The organism is Mucilaginibacter sp. P2_D11, from assembly GCF_056404435.1.
Window position 1 is genome coordinate 175,191 of sequence record NZ_JBFUEA010000005.1, and the last position, 14,023, is coordinate 189,213.

Below are 14,023 nucleotides of genomic sequence, written 5' to 3' on the forward strand. Positions count from 1 at the left end.
AGGTTTTCCAGGCTCTATGCATATGTTTTTCCTGACATTGCAAAAGCGTTGTTGTAAGCGGGACGCTTACATTTGCTTTGGTTCAAGCGAGACGCTTGAACCGGCGGGGTAAAGGTAATTAATTAGCTTTTGACACAGTTTATTTAACACTCTCAGGAAAATTGCTTTACATAGGAACGCCTGTTGTGTGCTGTTTTATTTCTTAATTATCTTGATTGCTTGTTCTGTCCAGTCACTTCCCTTAAGATAAATGTCAGGTCTAATCCCTTCTTTGTCTACTGAAAATCCTGTGTCTAACCAAAGTTGTCTGTTGGTTGGCAATTGAAGGCGAAATGTTGAACAGGCTGTTTTATAATGCACAACATTTCCATAGTCCATCATTCCACCTGAATTTGCTCCAACGACTACAACTTTATTGCTTTGTCTTGCTACCATAGTAAACAATTCACCACTACTAACAGTATTTTCATTTATTAGCAACGCAATTTTTTTGGGGAAAGGTTTTGCTTTTGCCATTTTTAATGTGTCGGTAGGTTTGCCATCTTCATTATACATTTTATCGTAATTAGCCTTCATTTTGTTAAACCTCACATCTAATTTATTTTTTCCAGCACTATCCAAACTCTCGTAATAATTTGAAATGTAACTCTTATACCAAATGTCAAAATTGCTTTTTGTCAACCGCATTTCTGCATTGTAAAATACAATTGGGTTTGTGTAAATGTATTCTAGTAATTGAAGCCCAATACTATAATCGCCACCACTGTTGTTGCTCATATCTAATATCCAATATGGCGTTGCTTCTAACTTATCTTTATATTTTTTCAAAAGATATGCTGTTTGTTCATAAGTATTATTTTCAAAAGAAGGAAATCTCCAAATAGCAACATCGTTTTTAAAAGTTAAACTTGGTGCATATCTGTCTTTTGACATTTCATATTCTATAATATCTCTTTTTGTTTTAACTATTGGAAATGTTTTTTCATAGAACACAATGTCAAAATCAAGAATGTTATCTACTACTTGAACTTTATGGGTAGAAATGTCTGATTTATCGCCTTCATAAAATGTACCTTCATACTTGGTTCCTATTTTTTTAATCACCAATTTAACTTCTCCTACTTTCCAATTTTCGTTTTTAGTGCTAATTATGGTTGCATAAAATAAATTGGGTTTCACTTGTGTAATACCTAATTTATAGCTTGAACTTTCATAAATGCCTTCTATTAGGTCAAGTTTTTTTGCTTTTGAGAAGTAATTATTTATTTGACTTTGTGTCAAGTTAGTGGTTAGAATTTGAAAGTCTTTTGGTTCTGTTTTGTTGTCCGAAAATTCTTTTGGTTTATTGTATTTAATTCGCAAATGCTTGTCTTTAAAGAAAGTAATCCATTCTTGTATTTGTTTTGCACATGAACTGTCAGTATTAATTTTTTTTGATAATGAATAATGTTTAACTGTCCACCCATTGTAAGCTGTTTGATTACTTGTAGTTACTTTGTCAAACCAACCTGCATAATTGGCTTCTACAATTTTTTGAGTTTGCAAAAGTAAGCTGTCGCAATTACAATTTTGTCCAAAAGACAAGTTTGCAATAACGAGGAATAAAAAAGTTAAAAGTCTTTTCATTATTTTTTCTTGTTAGTTGCTGTACTGTCGCTCTAAAATGGCACATAACGCCCCGGGGCTTGCCGATGTTGGCGGTTACATTAATTTATTATGCAATATAGAAGAAGATTTTTCGTCAATTTTGCAAAACCCTTTTTAGGCTTATTATTTCTTTTTATAACAGGTCGTTTTTTTATCTCCAAATTTTTCAATTACTCGCCGGTTCAAGCGTCCCGCTTGAACCTATACATATGTCAGCGTCCCGCTGACGTAACGAAATGATTTTTAGCGGGTTTCACAAGCTTTCGGCTGCTATATCATTAATCCTGTGCCGCACCCCACGTACCGGCCCCCTGCCAACATCACCAAATAATCTGTAGCGGACTTTCAGGGTTCGCGCTACTGTACCAGTACTCATGTGCCGAACCCACGAACCCGGCCCTTACCGGATTCTCATGAGTGTAATCGATTTTTTGCTCGATAACAGCAGGTGTATAAAGTACAACCGGATAATTTCCATTTTGCCAAAATTGATGTTTTTCATTTACCGCGTTGTGTTTACCCGCCTTGTCAAAAGCCTTCAGCATCCATTCGCGCCGGCTTTCCTGTGTGTTGGCGGTTATCATCTTATAGAGTTCTTTTGATGTGTAGCTTTTAAAGCGCCCCAATACATCGCCCAATGAGCCATCAGTAACATTGGCCACCATGTGGATATGGTTGGTCATGATAACATAGGCGTAAATATTGAGGTTCGCGTTTTGCTGGCACCAAGCCAGGTTTTCGATGATGAAATCGCTGTAATAGCGACGGGTAAACACGTCTATCCAGTCTACTACGGTTAGCGTGACAAAGTAAAGTTCGTCGGTTGAGGCGTTGCGTTGCATGGTAATAAATATGCAAATGTTTCCTGACATTGCAAAAGCGTTGTTGTAAGCGGGACGCTTACAATTGCTTTGGTTCAAGCGGGACGCTTGAACCGGGCGGGGCATGATAGTTTAGTTTAGGCTGTTCGATATTATCTTCTAAACCATTTTCGGCTTTAACATAAATTATATATTTAGTTATATCCTCTTTGGATAGATTCATTAATTTATAAAAGGAGGTAATTACTATAGCCTCTTTTCTAAGTAATTTGATCATTATCTGCGTGTACTTAATGCTTCCGCTAATTTAATTGCAGTTTCATAGCATATTTAATGGGCTATTAGCCCTTCGCCTCGACGCCAAAAAATTAAGCTAGACCGTTAAATTACTTAATTTAAAACAAACTTCCGTTATTTCCCGCCTTTATGGTGCTATACTCTGAAATCGATGCCAGCAATGCAACAGCTTAGGTCGAAAATGCAAAGGGGTATTTTGCTAAAAAGCCGTGTCCAACAATTATTTAATACTTAACTCAATGTTTAATTTAGCAAATTCTTCGGGTTTGTTCTCATTAAGATAAATATGAAAAAAATCGCTTCACTTTTAGCAGCATTTATATGTATTGCTACTATATGTTGTGCTCAGCGTTTAAAGCCTAATACGATCATTAAGGCACAGTCGGCTTCATTTGCTATTAAATTAGATCAATTTAACAATTTGATTGTTAGCAACAGCAGCAATATTTTAACACATAAAATACCCAGGGTAGCACCAACTAATATCACGTCTGTTGAACGAGCGGATAAATCGGGATTGTTAAACGCTTTTCAACAGGTTTTTAGCGAATCGAGACTTCAGCAGCTATCGCCCGAAAATATAATAACAATGACACTCTACGTAGCTCCTTCGGGCAAAGTCCTCGAGGTTTTATTCATCCTAAAGAAAAATACGTTGGTAACGGCCTTGGAATTGGAAGCTTTGGAAAAAGCAATAAAAGCTGATGTTGCATTTATATTGCGACCAGACGAAACAAAAGGAGGCGATTTTTTCGCGATTGGACAAGTGGTAAAACTAAGTCGGGTTTTAGATAAAACGCTAAAATAATTCCATAAAGTACACGGCTATGGTCACAAGACCAACAACGGCTGAGGCCAACATTGGCTGACAAAAAGCATAAAAAAAGCCTTCCAAATACACTGGAAGGCTTTCCTTTGCCGCCGGGGCTAATTCTTTACGCCTTACGCGTACAACTCTTCGCGTTGTTTTTGTACCACATCGCTGTTGATGTACTCGTCGTAGGTCATCAGTTTATCTATGATACCGCCGGGGGTAATCTCGATGATGCGGTTGGCTACGGTTTCTACCAATTCGTGATCTCGCGAGGTGAACAAGATGGTGCCGCGGAAGTCTTTAAGGCCATTATTAAGCGCTGTGATGGATTCCAGATCGAGGTGGTTGGTTGGCTCGTCAAACATCAGCAGGTTGGCTTGTTGCAGCATCATACGACTAAACATGCAGCGCATCTTCTCGCCGCCCGATAACACGTTGCTTTTCTTCAACACCTCTTCGCCGCTGAACAGCATGCGGCCCAAAAAGCCGCGGATAAATTGATCGTCTTTTTCGCCGGGCGAGTACTCGCGCAGCCAGTCGATCAGGTTCAGATCTTTGCCTTTAAAGTATTCGGAGTTATCGATAGGGATATCCGCCGGGTTGATGGTAACGCCCCATTTAAAGCTGCCTTTATAATCCTTATCGCGGCCGGTAAGGATATCGTAGAAAGCGGTTGTTGCCAGGCTGTTGTTGGATAGTATGGCAATTTTATCGCCTTTATTCACCAGCAGGTTTATATTTGAGAATAACAAATCGCCGTTGAGGCTTTTGCTTAGTTTCTCTACCTGTAATATTTGGTCGCCGGCTTCGCGGCCCAGGTTGTTGAATATAATTCCCGGGTATTTGCGGTTAGATGGTTGTATCTCATCCAGGTTGATTTTATCGAGGGCCTTTTTACGGCTGGTAGCTTGTTTAGATTTTGAGGCGTTGGCGCTAAAGCGGCGGATAAACTCCTGCAGTTCTTTCACGCGGTCCTCGGTTTTCTTATTCTGGTCGCTACGTTGTTTCAAGGCTAGCTGGCTACTTTCGTACCAGAAGGTGTAGTTACCGGTGTATATGGTCATCTTCGAGAAGTCGATATCCACCACATGGGTACAAACCGTATCCAGGAAGTGCCTATCGTGCGATACCACCAAAACGATAGCCTCGTAAGATGCCAGGAAATCTTCCAGCCAGGTAACGGTGTGGATGTCCAAATCGTTAGTAGGCTCATCCAGCAACAAAATATCAGGCTTGCCAAACAGGGCCTGCGCCAATAACACGCGTACCTTTTGGGTGTTATCCAGGTCCTTCACCAACTGATAGTGGAATTGCTCTTTTATACCCAGGTTGCTCAATAGGGTAGCGGCATTGCTCTCGGCGTTCCAGCCGTCCATTTCGGCAAAAAGGTTTTCCAATTCGCCGGCGCGTTCGCCATCGGCATCGGTAAAATCTTCCTTAAGGTAAATGGCATCCTTTTCTTTCATTATTGCGTACATCTCCTTATGGCCCATCATCACGGTCTCCAATACGGTGAACTCGTCAAAAGCGTAGTGGTTCTGGCTAAGCACGGCCATGCGCTCGCCGGGCGTAAAGCTTACCGATCCGCTGCTAGGGTCGATCTCTTTAGATAATATTTTCAGGAAGGTAGACTTGCCCGCGCCGTTTGCGCCGATAATGCCGTAGCAATTGCCTTGCGTAAACTTCAGGTTTACGTCTTCGAACAAAGTACGCTTTCCGTAGCGTAAGGATAGATTAGATACCGTGATCATTGCACTTATAATTTCGGCAAAAATACGGTTAAATACTTAATTTTTTAGCATGAATAACTGGCGGGAATTGCCAAGATGGATGAAAAAAATGAACTGTTACATCTACATTTATTATTTCAATAAAAATTCAGGCAGAAGTATGGGTATTTAGCATCAATTTGGGGTATTTTTTGCTAAGAAATTGTCAATTCTACACTATGGATAATAATTCCCCAAAAAGCGAAACTTAGCTGTAGATTAAGTTACACAAATGAAACTAAACCACTTGACAATACGTTATTAAGGTGTATTTTTGAGAATACTTAACCAATATTTAACCGATTATTAACCAATTTCAGTGCTTTTTTTAACCATCTAACATCTAATCTGCCTTTTGGAACATCCTTTGACTTGTGTGTATGTGTGTGTGAATTTTAAAAATTAACCTTTATTGTCGAAGTTATGGGATCTGTAATCATCTGTTTAGTTGCCGTTAACATTGTAATGGCGCTGCGCAACACCGAAGAACGAGAAGTATATTAATAGCATATATTATACACTTTGTGCCCCCAAGCAAGCCCAAAGATTAGCTAAAAATATCAGCTAGTCTTTGGGTTTCGTTTTCTGTAAGCTTTTGTAAGGGGCCCGATGCCATCATCTTCATCAGCATGTTGAGGTTGGCATCTATGGTAAACAAGGCTTCAGTTTGGTTGCCGCGCTCGGCAAGCACCCATTTCAATTCCATATCGAAGGGTGGTTTCTCCGCCGGCACTATCCTTATCTCGCGGTTGGTTATACGGTTATCTATCTTAAGGCTCAGTTTGGTAATGTTCTGTATTTCAAAGCTCGCCACATCCTTATCGGCTTGCCAGCCAATAACATTTTCGGGCATCAGTTGCCCATGGTTATTCATATCCGCCAGGAAAATATAAACTTCGCTTATCGGTTTATTAACCAATACTTTACTTTCGAATACGCTCATTGCTGTATAATTATTGGCCCCAGGTTGACGGTTGCTCGCGCCACTGCTTTAGTACTTCTATATCTCCGGCCGAGATATATTGTTTCTCCTCAGCATATTTCAAAAGGGCGGTGTAATTAGATAAAGTTACGTACGGGCATTTAGCAGCCTTGAAATTCTCTTCGGCCACATCAAAACCGTAGCTGAAAATAGCGGCCAATCCTGCAACGTTGTAGCCTGCATCACGCAGTGCTGCTACGGCCTGCAAGCTGCTTTTGCCGGTAGATATCAAATCTTCTATCACCACTACGCGTTTGTCGGTAGAAATTTCGCCCTCTATGAGGCTGCCGGTGCCATGTTCCTTGGCTTTTGATCGTACGTAGATAAAGGGAAGGCCCAGTTCTTGTGCAACTAATGCGCCTTGCGGTATGCCGGCGGTAGCTACGCCTGCAATGCAGCCAACAGCACCGAATTTCTCTTGTATGGCCGACGATAGCTGCTGCCTGATATAAGTGCGGATGGTAGGGAATGATAAGGTGATGCGGTTATCGCAATAAATAGGCGATTTCCAGCCCGAAGCCCAGGTAAAAGGATTATTAGGTTGTAATTTTATTGCTTTAATTTGCAGCAGGAACTCGGCAACCTGCTGTTCGGTCTCATTATTGGTAAACATGGCTCAAAAATACAGAATTTATATCAACGAAAAAGCGATTTTGCTCAGCACCACGCAGCCTGAGCAAATAGAAAAATACCAAAAGATTGATGCTGAGCATTTTGATCTGCAATTAATTTACACTTGGGTGGCCGTACAACCGGGCAACTTTTTTTACGTGCTATGCGGCGACCCGAAGGTCTTCCTCAAAAAAATCACCAAAACCGTTAAGTTGGTAGAGGCGGCGGGCGGCCTGGTGCAGCACGAAGATGGCAACCACTTGTTTATTTACCGCAACGAGAAATGGGACCTGCCTAAGGGCAAGATAGAGAAGGGCGAGAAAACCAAAGTAGCTGCTGTGCGCGAAGTAGAGGAGGAGTGCGGGATAAAAGTAGCCAAACTGGAAGATAAGATTTGCAAAACCTACCACATGTACATCTACAAGGGCGTGATAGTGCTGAAGAAAACGCATTGGTACCTGATGAGGCACAAAGGCAAGGCGAAGCTGGTACCGCAAACCGAAGAGGGGATAACCGCCGTGCGTTTCTTTAACCGCGAGCAAGTGGCTGCTATAGTAAGCAATACTTTTCCATCTATTATGGATGTATTGGAGAAAGCCGGTTTGCTGGAAGAGCGCGATATACTGGCATAAGCCGAAAAGGGGATTGAAGTATAAAGCGGAGTTTTACTAAAAAAGCTCCGAAATTTTAAGATTTCCTCGGGAAATTAAAGGAAAGCAAGCGCTTCTTTGGGGATAAATTGGGCCACATCGCCATTATAGCGGATAATCTCGCGTACGATACTGGAACTGATAGACGAGTACCCCGGCTTGCTCACGATGAAGATGCTCTCTATCTCGGGCTCCAGCGCGTGGTTCATCTGGGCTATGGCTTTTTCGTATTCAAAATCGCTCACGGTACGTATGCCACGTATCATATAATCCGCCCCGATGCTTTTGCAGAAATTCACCGTAAGGCCATCATAGGCCACCACATGGATGCGCTCATCGTGCGCGAAAACCGCGCGTATCATATCCTCGCGCTTTGCCACGCTCAGCAAACCGTGCTTGGTGCTGTTTACCCCGATGCCGATATACAGCTTGTCGAATAAGCCTACGCTCCGTTTTACGATATCTACGTGAGCCTTGGTAATAGGATCGAACGAACCGGGGAAAAGGGCAATTTTCATAAAGATGGATACTAGCGTTGCTTCAACCCAAAAGTAGCAATCAAAAAACAGAATGCCGTAGCTAAATAAAAATTATCGGCGGCGTCAATATCGGAAGTGTAAATCTACAGCAGGATTAGTCATCAAAAAGGTAAACGCCTTTCAGGACGAGACCGCAGAGTGTTTCACTTTCGGCCAAAAGGTGTTTCACTTATCAAAGTTGTTTTAGATTAACTTATTCATAATAAGATAGTTACACAAACCATTTAAAGTACAGGGATGTTCCAAAGTGTTCCACTAATTTTGCTTAAAGCGCTCATTATAAGCACTAATTTTAAAATAGGTGTTCCACTTTCAAAAGTGGAACACCTACGTTATCCCAGCGCCTGCTCCATATCAGCAATCAAATCATCTATATGCTCCAGCCCAACAGATACACGCAATAAATTAAAGGGTGTTTTGGTATCGGGCCCTTCTACCGAGGCGCGGTGCTCTATCAGGCTTTCCACGCCGCCGAGGCTGGTGGCGCGGGTGAACAATTTAAGGGCGTTGATTACGCGCCTGGCCTCAGCTTCGCCATCTTTCAGCAAAAAGGAGAGCACAGCACCGAAGCCGGTCATCTGCTCTTTGGCAATCGAATATTGGGGGTGTGATTGCAAGCCGGGGTATAACACCTGCGCTACTTTGTCGTGATTATCCAGGTATTCGGCCAGTAGCTGCGCATTCTTCACATGCCCGCGAACGCGGTAAGGCAGTGTTTTGATGCTGCGGGTGAGGTAATAGCAATCCATGGGGGAGGGCACTGCGCCGCCCATGGTTTGTACGGCGCGTATTTTTTCCCACCATTCGTCTTTTTTTGCGGTAATGAGCGCGCCGCCCATCAAATCGCTGTGGCCGCCGAAGTATTTGGTGGTGGAGTGCATTACTATATCGGCACCCAAAGCCAGCGGCTGCTGGCAAAGCGGCGTAGCGAAGGTATTGTCGCAAACTACTTTTATATCATGCGCTGCGGCTATGGCCACTACTGCCTTAATATCCGTTACCTTTAAAAGCGGGTTGGAAGGCGTCTCCAGCCATATAAGTTTGGTGTTGGCTTTGATATGCGCCTTCAGCACTTCGCTATCGTTTACATCGATAAAATCGAATTCCAAAACGCCGGCAAACAATTGCTTCAACTGGTTGCGTAGCCCATGATACATATCATCGGGCGCAATGATATGACTACCAGGCTGCAGGGATTGAAAAACCGACATGCCCGCCGCATTGCCCGATGAAAATGCCGCCGCTTCTTCTCCGCCTTCTAATTGAGCCAATACGTTCTCTAACGAAGCCCGGTTAGGGTTGGATGCACGGCTATAGATATGTCCACCCGGGAAATTCCCGTCTTCGGCGCGCTCGAAGGTGGTAGCCATTACGATGGGCTGCACAACGGCTTTTGAGGATTCATCGGTATGGTTGCCTGCATGTATGGCTATGGTTTCTATTTTCATGACGAAGAGGTGTATGTATTGGCTCAAAATAAAAGGAAATTTTCGGTATTTGCTGTAACGTATTTGAAATGGGCTGCGTAATGTTGTTAAAATGAAGTTAATGAGACACCTATCCTTTATCCTTCTTATAGTGGCACTGGGCTTATCTGCCTGCAAAAAAGAAACCGTAGCCCCCGAATACCAGGATAGCTATTCCGCATGGCTATCGTTCAAAAAATCATCAGGCAATTCTTATAGTTACGTAACGTATTACGGCTCGTGGACGGGTACCTACGCCGAATCTAAAATCACCATACAGAACGGCAAGCTTGTAGCCCGGGATTTTTTCTTTATTCGCCCTACGGTGGTGCCTAATGTGGTAGACACGCTGAAAAAGTGGGCAGAAAGCGGCAGCACGCTCAATACCCATACCGATGGCTTTGAAGGGCTCACGCTGGACCAGGTGTACACGAAAGCAAAAAACGAATGGCTGAAGGTGAATAAGGCTGAAAACGATATTATTTTCCAGGCTAACAATAATGGCCTTATCTCGCTGGCCGGCTATGTACCACATGGTTGCCAGGACGATTGCCTCACCGGGATACATGTGAAGGATATCAAAGTGTACGTAAAGGAAATAAAATAATGAAGGGCTGCTACGCAATGCCCTTGTAAACCCACCGTCATTTTAGATGTTTAAACATGTGTAAAAAATACTGAGCTTATAAAATCGCTGTATTTTGCTACCTTTGCTTAAACTATTTTTCTAATAATGGAGGTATCAGAGAATTTCAGGATACTGCTAAATAACCCGCAGCTTTTACCCGAACTTAAGGCCATAGCCCAAAAAGTACTTAACAAGCAGCGCATCACTTTCGATGAAGGCGTGCTGCTTTACGAGAAAGCCGAACTTGGCTACCTGGGCATACTGGCTAACTATATACGCGAGCAGAAACACGGCGACAAAACCTATTTCAACCGCAATTTCCATATCGAACCCACCAATCTTTGTGTTTACGATTGCAAATTCTGCTCTTACTCGCGCCTGCTGAAACAACGCAGCGAGGGCTGGGAGTACACGATGGACGAGATGATGGATATCGTATTCAAATACGATGGCCAGCCCGTTACCGAGGTGCATATTGTAGGCGGGGTACTTCCGCAGTACGATGTTGCTTTTTACAGCGAACTTTTCACGCGCATAAAACAACATCGCCCTGATTTGCATGTAAAAGCGCTTACGCCGGTAGAATACCACTACATCTTTAAGAAAGCTAAGATAGATTACGCTACCGGCATGCAGCTGATGAAGGATGCAGGGCTGGAATCTATTCCCGGCGGCGGTGCGGAAATCTTCCACCCCGAGGTGCGCGACCTGATAGCCAAAGATAAGTGTACTGGCGACCAATGGCTGGCCATACACGAAGAGTGGCATAAAATAGGCATGCGATCTAATGCAACCATGCTTTACGGCCATATAGAAAAATACTGGCACAGGGTAGACCACATGGAACGCCTGCGTGAATTGCAGGACCGTACCGGCGGCTTCCAAACCTTTATCCCGCTGAAATTCCGCAACCAGGATAACCAGATGAGCCACGTGCCCGAAACTACCGTGGTGGAAGATCTGCGCAACTACGCCATCGCCCGCATCTACCTGGATAACTTCGACCACATAAAGGCCTACTGGGCCATGATAAGCCGTACCACGGCGCAGCTGTCGCTCAATTTTGGCGTAGACGATATCGATGGCACGCTGGACGATACTACCAAGATATACAGTATGGCTGGCGCCGAAGAACAGCACCCGGCAATGAGCACCAAACAACTGGTAGAGCTAATAAAGAACGCCGGCCGGTACCCTATAGAGCGAGATACATTATATAACGTAGTGACGGATTATAATGATTATCAGTTCGAGGAAACCGAAAAACCGAAGTATTACAAACTGCCGGTAATAAATTAGGTCATTGTATCATTGGGTCATTGAGTCATTATTTTGTTTGGCGCGATTACCCGATAAATCCAATGACTCAATGACCCAATAACTCAATGAATAAAATATTATACATCGTACGCCACGGCCAAACCGACCTGAATAAGGCGGGCATTATACAGGGCCGTGGTAAAGATACCGACCTGAACGAGGAGGGCCGCTTACAGGCGCGGCAGTTTTTTGCGGCCTACGGCGATGTGCCTTTTGATAAGATATACGTATCAGCCTTAAAGCGTACGCAACAAAGCGTGCAGCCTTTTATAGACACAGGCCTACCCTTTGAAAAACTCTCGGGTTTGGATGAGTTAGCCTGGGGCATACACGAAGGCCAGGCGGCTTCGCCGGAGCTGAAGGCCGAGTTCCTACATGTAATGCGCGACTGGGTAGCCGGCAACCTGGATGTGAAATTTGAAGGAGGAGAAAGCCCCAACGAAGTAAAAGTGCGCCAGCTGGAGGCTATGGATGTAATCATGAGCCACCCCGAAGAGAAAACTGTATTGATATGCATGCATGGTCGCGCTATGCGCCTGTTGCTTTGCCTACTTACCGAAAAGCCATTAACAGAAATGGACACTTTTCCACACCAAAACCTGGTGCTTTATAAATTGATTTATGATGGCAGCAAATTCGAAATAGTAGATTTCAATAACGCCGCGCATCTAAAAACTACAGAACGCTTAAGTGAATAAGATCAGGATATCTGCCGTTAGTTATACTAACACCAAGCCCTTTTTATACGGATTACAGCACTCCGCTATTATCAATGATATCGATCTAAGCCTGGATATGCCCTCCGATTGCGCCCAGAAATTGATTGACGATAAAGCCGACATCGGGCTGATACCCGTAGCCGCTACCCTAAGCCTGCCGCAGTGGGAAATTATTTCTGCTTACTGCATCGGGGCTGTTGGGGCTGTTAATTCGGTGTTTATCTTCAGCAATTGCGATATTAAAGACGTGAAGACTGTGCAGCTCGACCCGCAATCGCGCAGCTCTAACAATCTTGCCCGCGTGCTGCTTAAAAACTTTTGGCAGGTAAGCCCGAATTTGGTGAAAGATGCACCGGATTACGGCGCATCTGCCGACAGTCAAACTGCATTCGTACAGATTGGCGACCGCACCTTCGGTAAAACCGATAAATACCCTTTTGTGTACGATTTATCGGCCGAGTGGCAAAAATTCACCGGCTTGCCTTTCGTATTCGCCGCCTGGATAGCCAACAAACCCATTCCCGAAGATTTCATCCGCGATTTCAACAACGCCCTGCGCCACGGCCTTGCGCATCGTATGGAATTGCTCAAAGAATTACCCCATCGCGCCGACTTCGACCTGGAAGATTACCTGATGCACCGCCTGGATTTCGACCTGACGGAGGATAAGAAGAAAGCGCTTTATCTGTTTTTGGATTATATAAAAGCACTGTGATAAGTTTTTTTTCGCGAAGCCGTAATTTAAAGAGTCTATAGTTCTTTGCGTCTTCGCGGCTTTGCGTGACCCCCAATCGCGAAATAATCCCCCAAATTGGTTTTTATCTGAAACCTTATTGCTGTATCTTCATTGTTCTACAGCATTAGCATGAAAACACCACAAAAACTCAAAGGCCAGGCCGCCATCGTAACCGGTTCTGATAGCGGCATAGGCAAAGCGGTAGCCATTGCGCTGGCAGAAGCCGGCGCAAAAGTGCTTATCAACTATGCACATAACCAGGTTGCTGCCGATGAGGTGGTGAACACTATTAAAGAAGCGGGTGGCAAAGCATTCCCTTACCAATGCGATGTAAGTAAGGAGGACGAGGTGAAAGCCATGTTTGCCGCCGCCATTAAAAAGTACGGCACGGTAGATATATTGGTGAACAACGCCGGCCTGCAAAAAGATGCGAAGTTTGTAGACATGACTTTGGAGCAATGGAACACCGTTATTAATATCAACCTTACAGGCCAGTTCCTGTGCTCGCGCGAGGCCGCCAGGGAGTTCATCAAAAGGGGAGTGGTGGAGAAACGGAGCGTGGCGGCAGGTAAGATCATCTGCATGAGCAGCGTGCACGAGGTTATCCCGTGGGCGGGGCACGTAAACTATGCGGCCAGCAAGGGCGGCATCAGTATGTTCATGAAAAGCATAGCGCAGGAACTGGCGCCGCATAAAATAAGGGTGGCAGGCATTGCCCCGGGAGCTATCCAAACCCCAATAAATAAGACCGCCTGGGAAACGCCCGAAGCTTTACAAAAACTTTTGGAACTTATACCTTATAATAGGATAGGGCAGCCCGCCGATGTAGGAAAACTGGCCGCTTGGCTGGTATCAGACGATGCAGATTACATCACCGGCACTACCATTTTCGTTGATGGCGGTATGACGCTTTACCCGGGTTTTGCCGACAATGGTTGATTTTTAGCCTAAAAACGCGGTTTTTGTCAAATAAATGTCACAAACACATGTATTATTTGTCCCAAAAACCACTTAGTGTACTTT

The 14,023-nt window shown here is 44.0% G+C and carries 15 protein-coding genes; 7 read left to right on the forward strand and 8 right to left on the reverse strand.

Annotated features, from left to right (window positions below):
• Window positions 1–195 precede the first annotated feature (195 nt).
• The 3 genes from AC1DXC_RS09325 to AC1DXC_RS09335 all read right to left on the reverse strand — a co-directional run bounded on the left by AC1DXC_RS09325 (window position 196) and on the right by AC1DXC_RS09335 (window position 2,745).
• Window positions 196–1,626, reverse strand: a complete 1,431-nt coding sequence (locus AC1DXC_RS09325) for a S41 family peptidase (protein ID WP_477458879.1) — start codon at window positions 1,624–1,626, stop codon at window positions 196–198.
• A gap of 341 nt (window positions 1,627–1,967) precedes the next feature.
• Window positions 1,968–2,489, reverse strand: coding sequence for an REP-associated tyrosine transposase (locus tag AC1DXC_RS09330; protein ID WP_477458880.1), 522 nt, complete (start codon window positions 2,487–2,489; stop codon window positions 1,968–1,970).
• Window positions 2,490–2,547: 58 nt separating this feature from the next.
• A complete protein-coding gene (locus AC1DXC_RS09335; protein ID WP_477458881.1) occupies window positions 2,548–2,745 on the reverse strand; it encodes a hypothetical protein in 198 nt (65 codons plus the stop codon).
• Window positions 2,746–3,051: 306 nt separating this feature from the next.
• On the opposite strand from AC1DXC_RS09335, the gene AC1DXC_RS09340 reads away from it, so the two are divergent.
• Complete coding sequence (locus tag AC1DXC_RS09340) at window positions 3,052–3,573, forward strand: hypothetical protein (RefSeq protein WP_477458882.1); 522 nt, start codon at window positions 3,052–3,054, stop codon at window positions 3,571–3,573.
• Between the two features lie 134 nt (window positions 3,574–3,707).
• On the opposite strand, the gene AC1DXC_RS09345 is transcribed toward AC1DXC_RS09340, so the two are convergent.
• From AC1DXC_RS09345 to pyrE, 3 genes are all read right to left on the reverse strand, one after another.
• Window positions 3,708–5,330 (reverse strand): ABC-F family ATP-binding cassette domain-containing protein, encoded by a 1,623-nt coding sequence (locus AC1DXC_RS09345; protein WP_477458883.1) that lies wholly within the window; start codon window positions 5,328–5,330, stop codon window positions 3,708–3,710.
• 565 nt (window positions 5,331–5,895) lie between these two features.
• The gene (locus AC1DXC_RS09350; RefSeq protein ID WP_477458884.1) at window positions 5,896–6,291 is read right to left on the reverse strand and encodes an SRPBCC family protein; all 396 of its coding nucleotides are present in this window, start codon (window positions 6,289–6,291) and stop codon (window positions 5,896–5,898) included.
• Between the two features lie 10 nt (window positions 6,292–6,301).
• Complete coding sequence (gene pyrE / locus AC1DXC_RS09355; RefSeq protein ID WP_477458885.1) at window positions 6,302–6,943, reverse strand: orotate phosphoribosyltransferase; 642 nt, start codon at window positions 6,941–6,943, stop codon at window positions 6,302–6,304.
• On the opposite strand from pyrE, the gene AC1DXC_RS09360 reads away from it, so the two are divergent.
• Window positions 6,942–7,574 (forward strand): NUDIX hydrolase, encoded by a 633-nt coding sequence (locus tag AC1DXC_RS09360; RefSeq protein WP_477458886.1) that lies wholly within the window; start codon window positions 6,942–6,944, stop codon window positions 7,572–7,574. The genes pyrE and AC1DXC_RS09360 overlap by 2 nt on opposite strands.
• 74 nt (window positions 7,575–7,648) lie before the next feature.
• Here the strand turns inward: AC1DXC_RS09360 and coaD are convergent, their stop codons facing one another.
• Complete coding sequence (coaD, locus tag AC1DXC_RS09365; protein WP_477458887.1) at window positions 7,649–8,110, reverse strand: pantetheine-phosphate adenylyltransferase; 462 nt, start codon at window positions 8,108–8,110, stop codon at window positions 7,649–7,651.
• A gap of 353 nt (window positions 8,111–8,463) precedes the next feature.
• The gene (locus AC1DXC_RS09370) at window positions 8,464–9,579 is read right to left on the reverse strand and encodes a trans-sulfuration enzyme family protein (protein ID WP_477458888.1); all 1,116 of its coding nucleotides are present in this window, start codon (window positions 9,577–9,579) and stop codon (window positions 8,464–8,466) included.
• 100 nt (window positions 9,580–9,679) lie between these two features.
• Here AC1DXC_RS09370 and AC1DXC_RS09375 point away from each other — a divergent pair, with 100 nt between their 5' ends.
• The 5 genes from AC1DXC_RS09375 (at window position 9,680) to AC1DXC_RS09395 (ending at window position 13,939) form a co-directional block, all read left to right on the forward strand.
• Window positions 9,680–10,204: a hypothetical protein gene (locus tag AC1DXC_RS09375; RefSeq protein WP_477458889.1), complete on the forward strand. Its 525-nt coding sequence runs from the start codon at window positions 9,680–9,682 to the stop codon at window positions 10,202–10,204.
• A gap of 126 nt (window positions 10,205–10,330) precedes the next feature.
• A complete protein-coding gene (gene mqnE, locus AC1DXC_RS09380) occupies window positions 10,331–11,524 on the forward strand; it encodes an aminofutalosine synthase MqnE (protein WP_477458890.1) in 1,194 nt (397 codons plus the stop codon).
• 86 nt (window positions 11,525–11,610) lie between these two features.
• Window positions 11,611–12,243 (forward strand): histidine phosphatase family protein, encoded by a 633-nt coding sequence (locus tag AC1DXC_RS09385; protein WP_477458891.1) that lies wholly within the window; start codon window positions 11,611–11,613, stop codon window positions 12,241–12,243.
• A complete protein-coding gene (locus AC1DXC_RS09390; RefSeq protein WP_477458892.1) occupies window positions 12,236–12,979 on the forward strand; it encodes a menaquinone biosynthetic enzyme MqnA/MqnD family protein in 744 nt (247 codons plus the stop codon). The genes AC1DXC_RS09385 and AC1DXC_RS09390 overlap by 8 nt, the downstream gene beginning before the upstream one ends.
• Window positions 12,980–13,129: 150 nt before the next feature.
• Window positions 13,130–13,939, forward strand: coding sequence for an SDR family oxidoreductase (locus AC1DXC_RS09395; RefSeq protein ID WP_477458893.1), 810 nt, complete (start codon window positions 13,130–13,132; stop codon window positions 13,937–13,939).
• The last annotated feature ends 84 nt before the right edge of the window (window positions 13,940–14,023 follow it).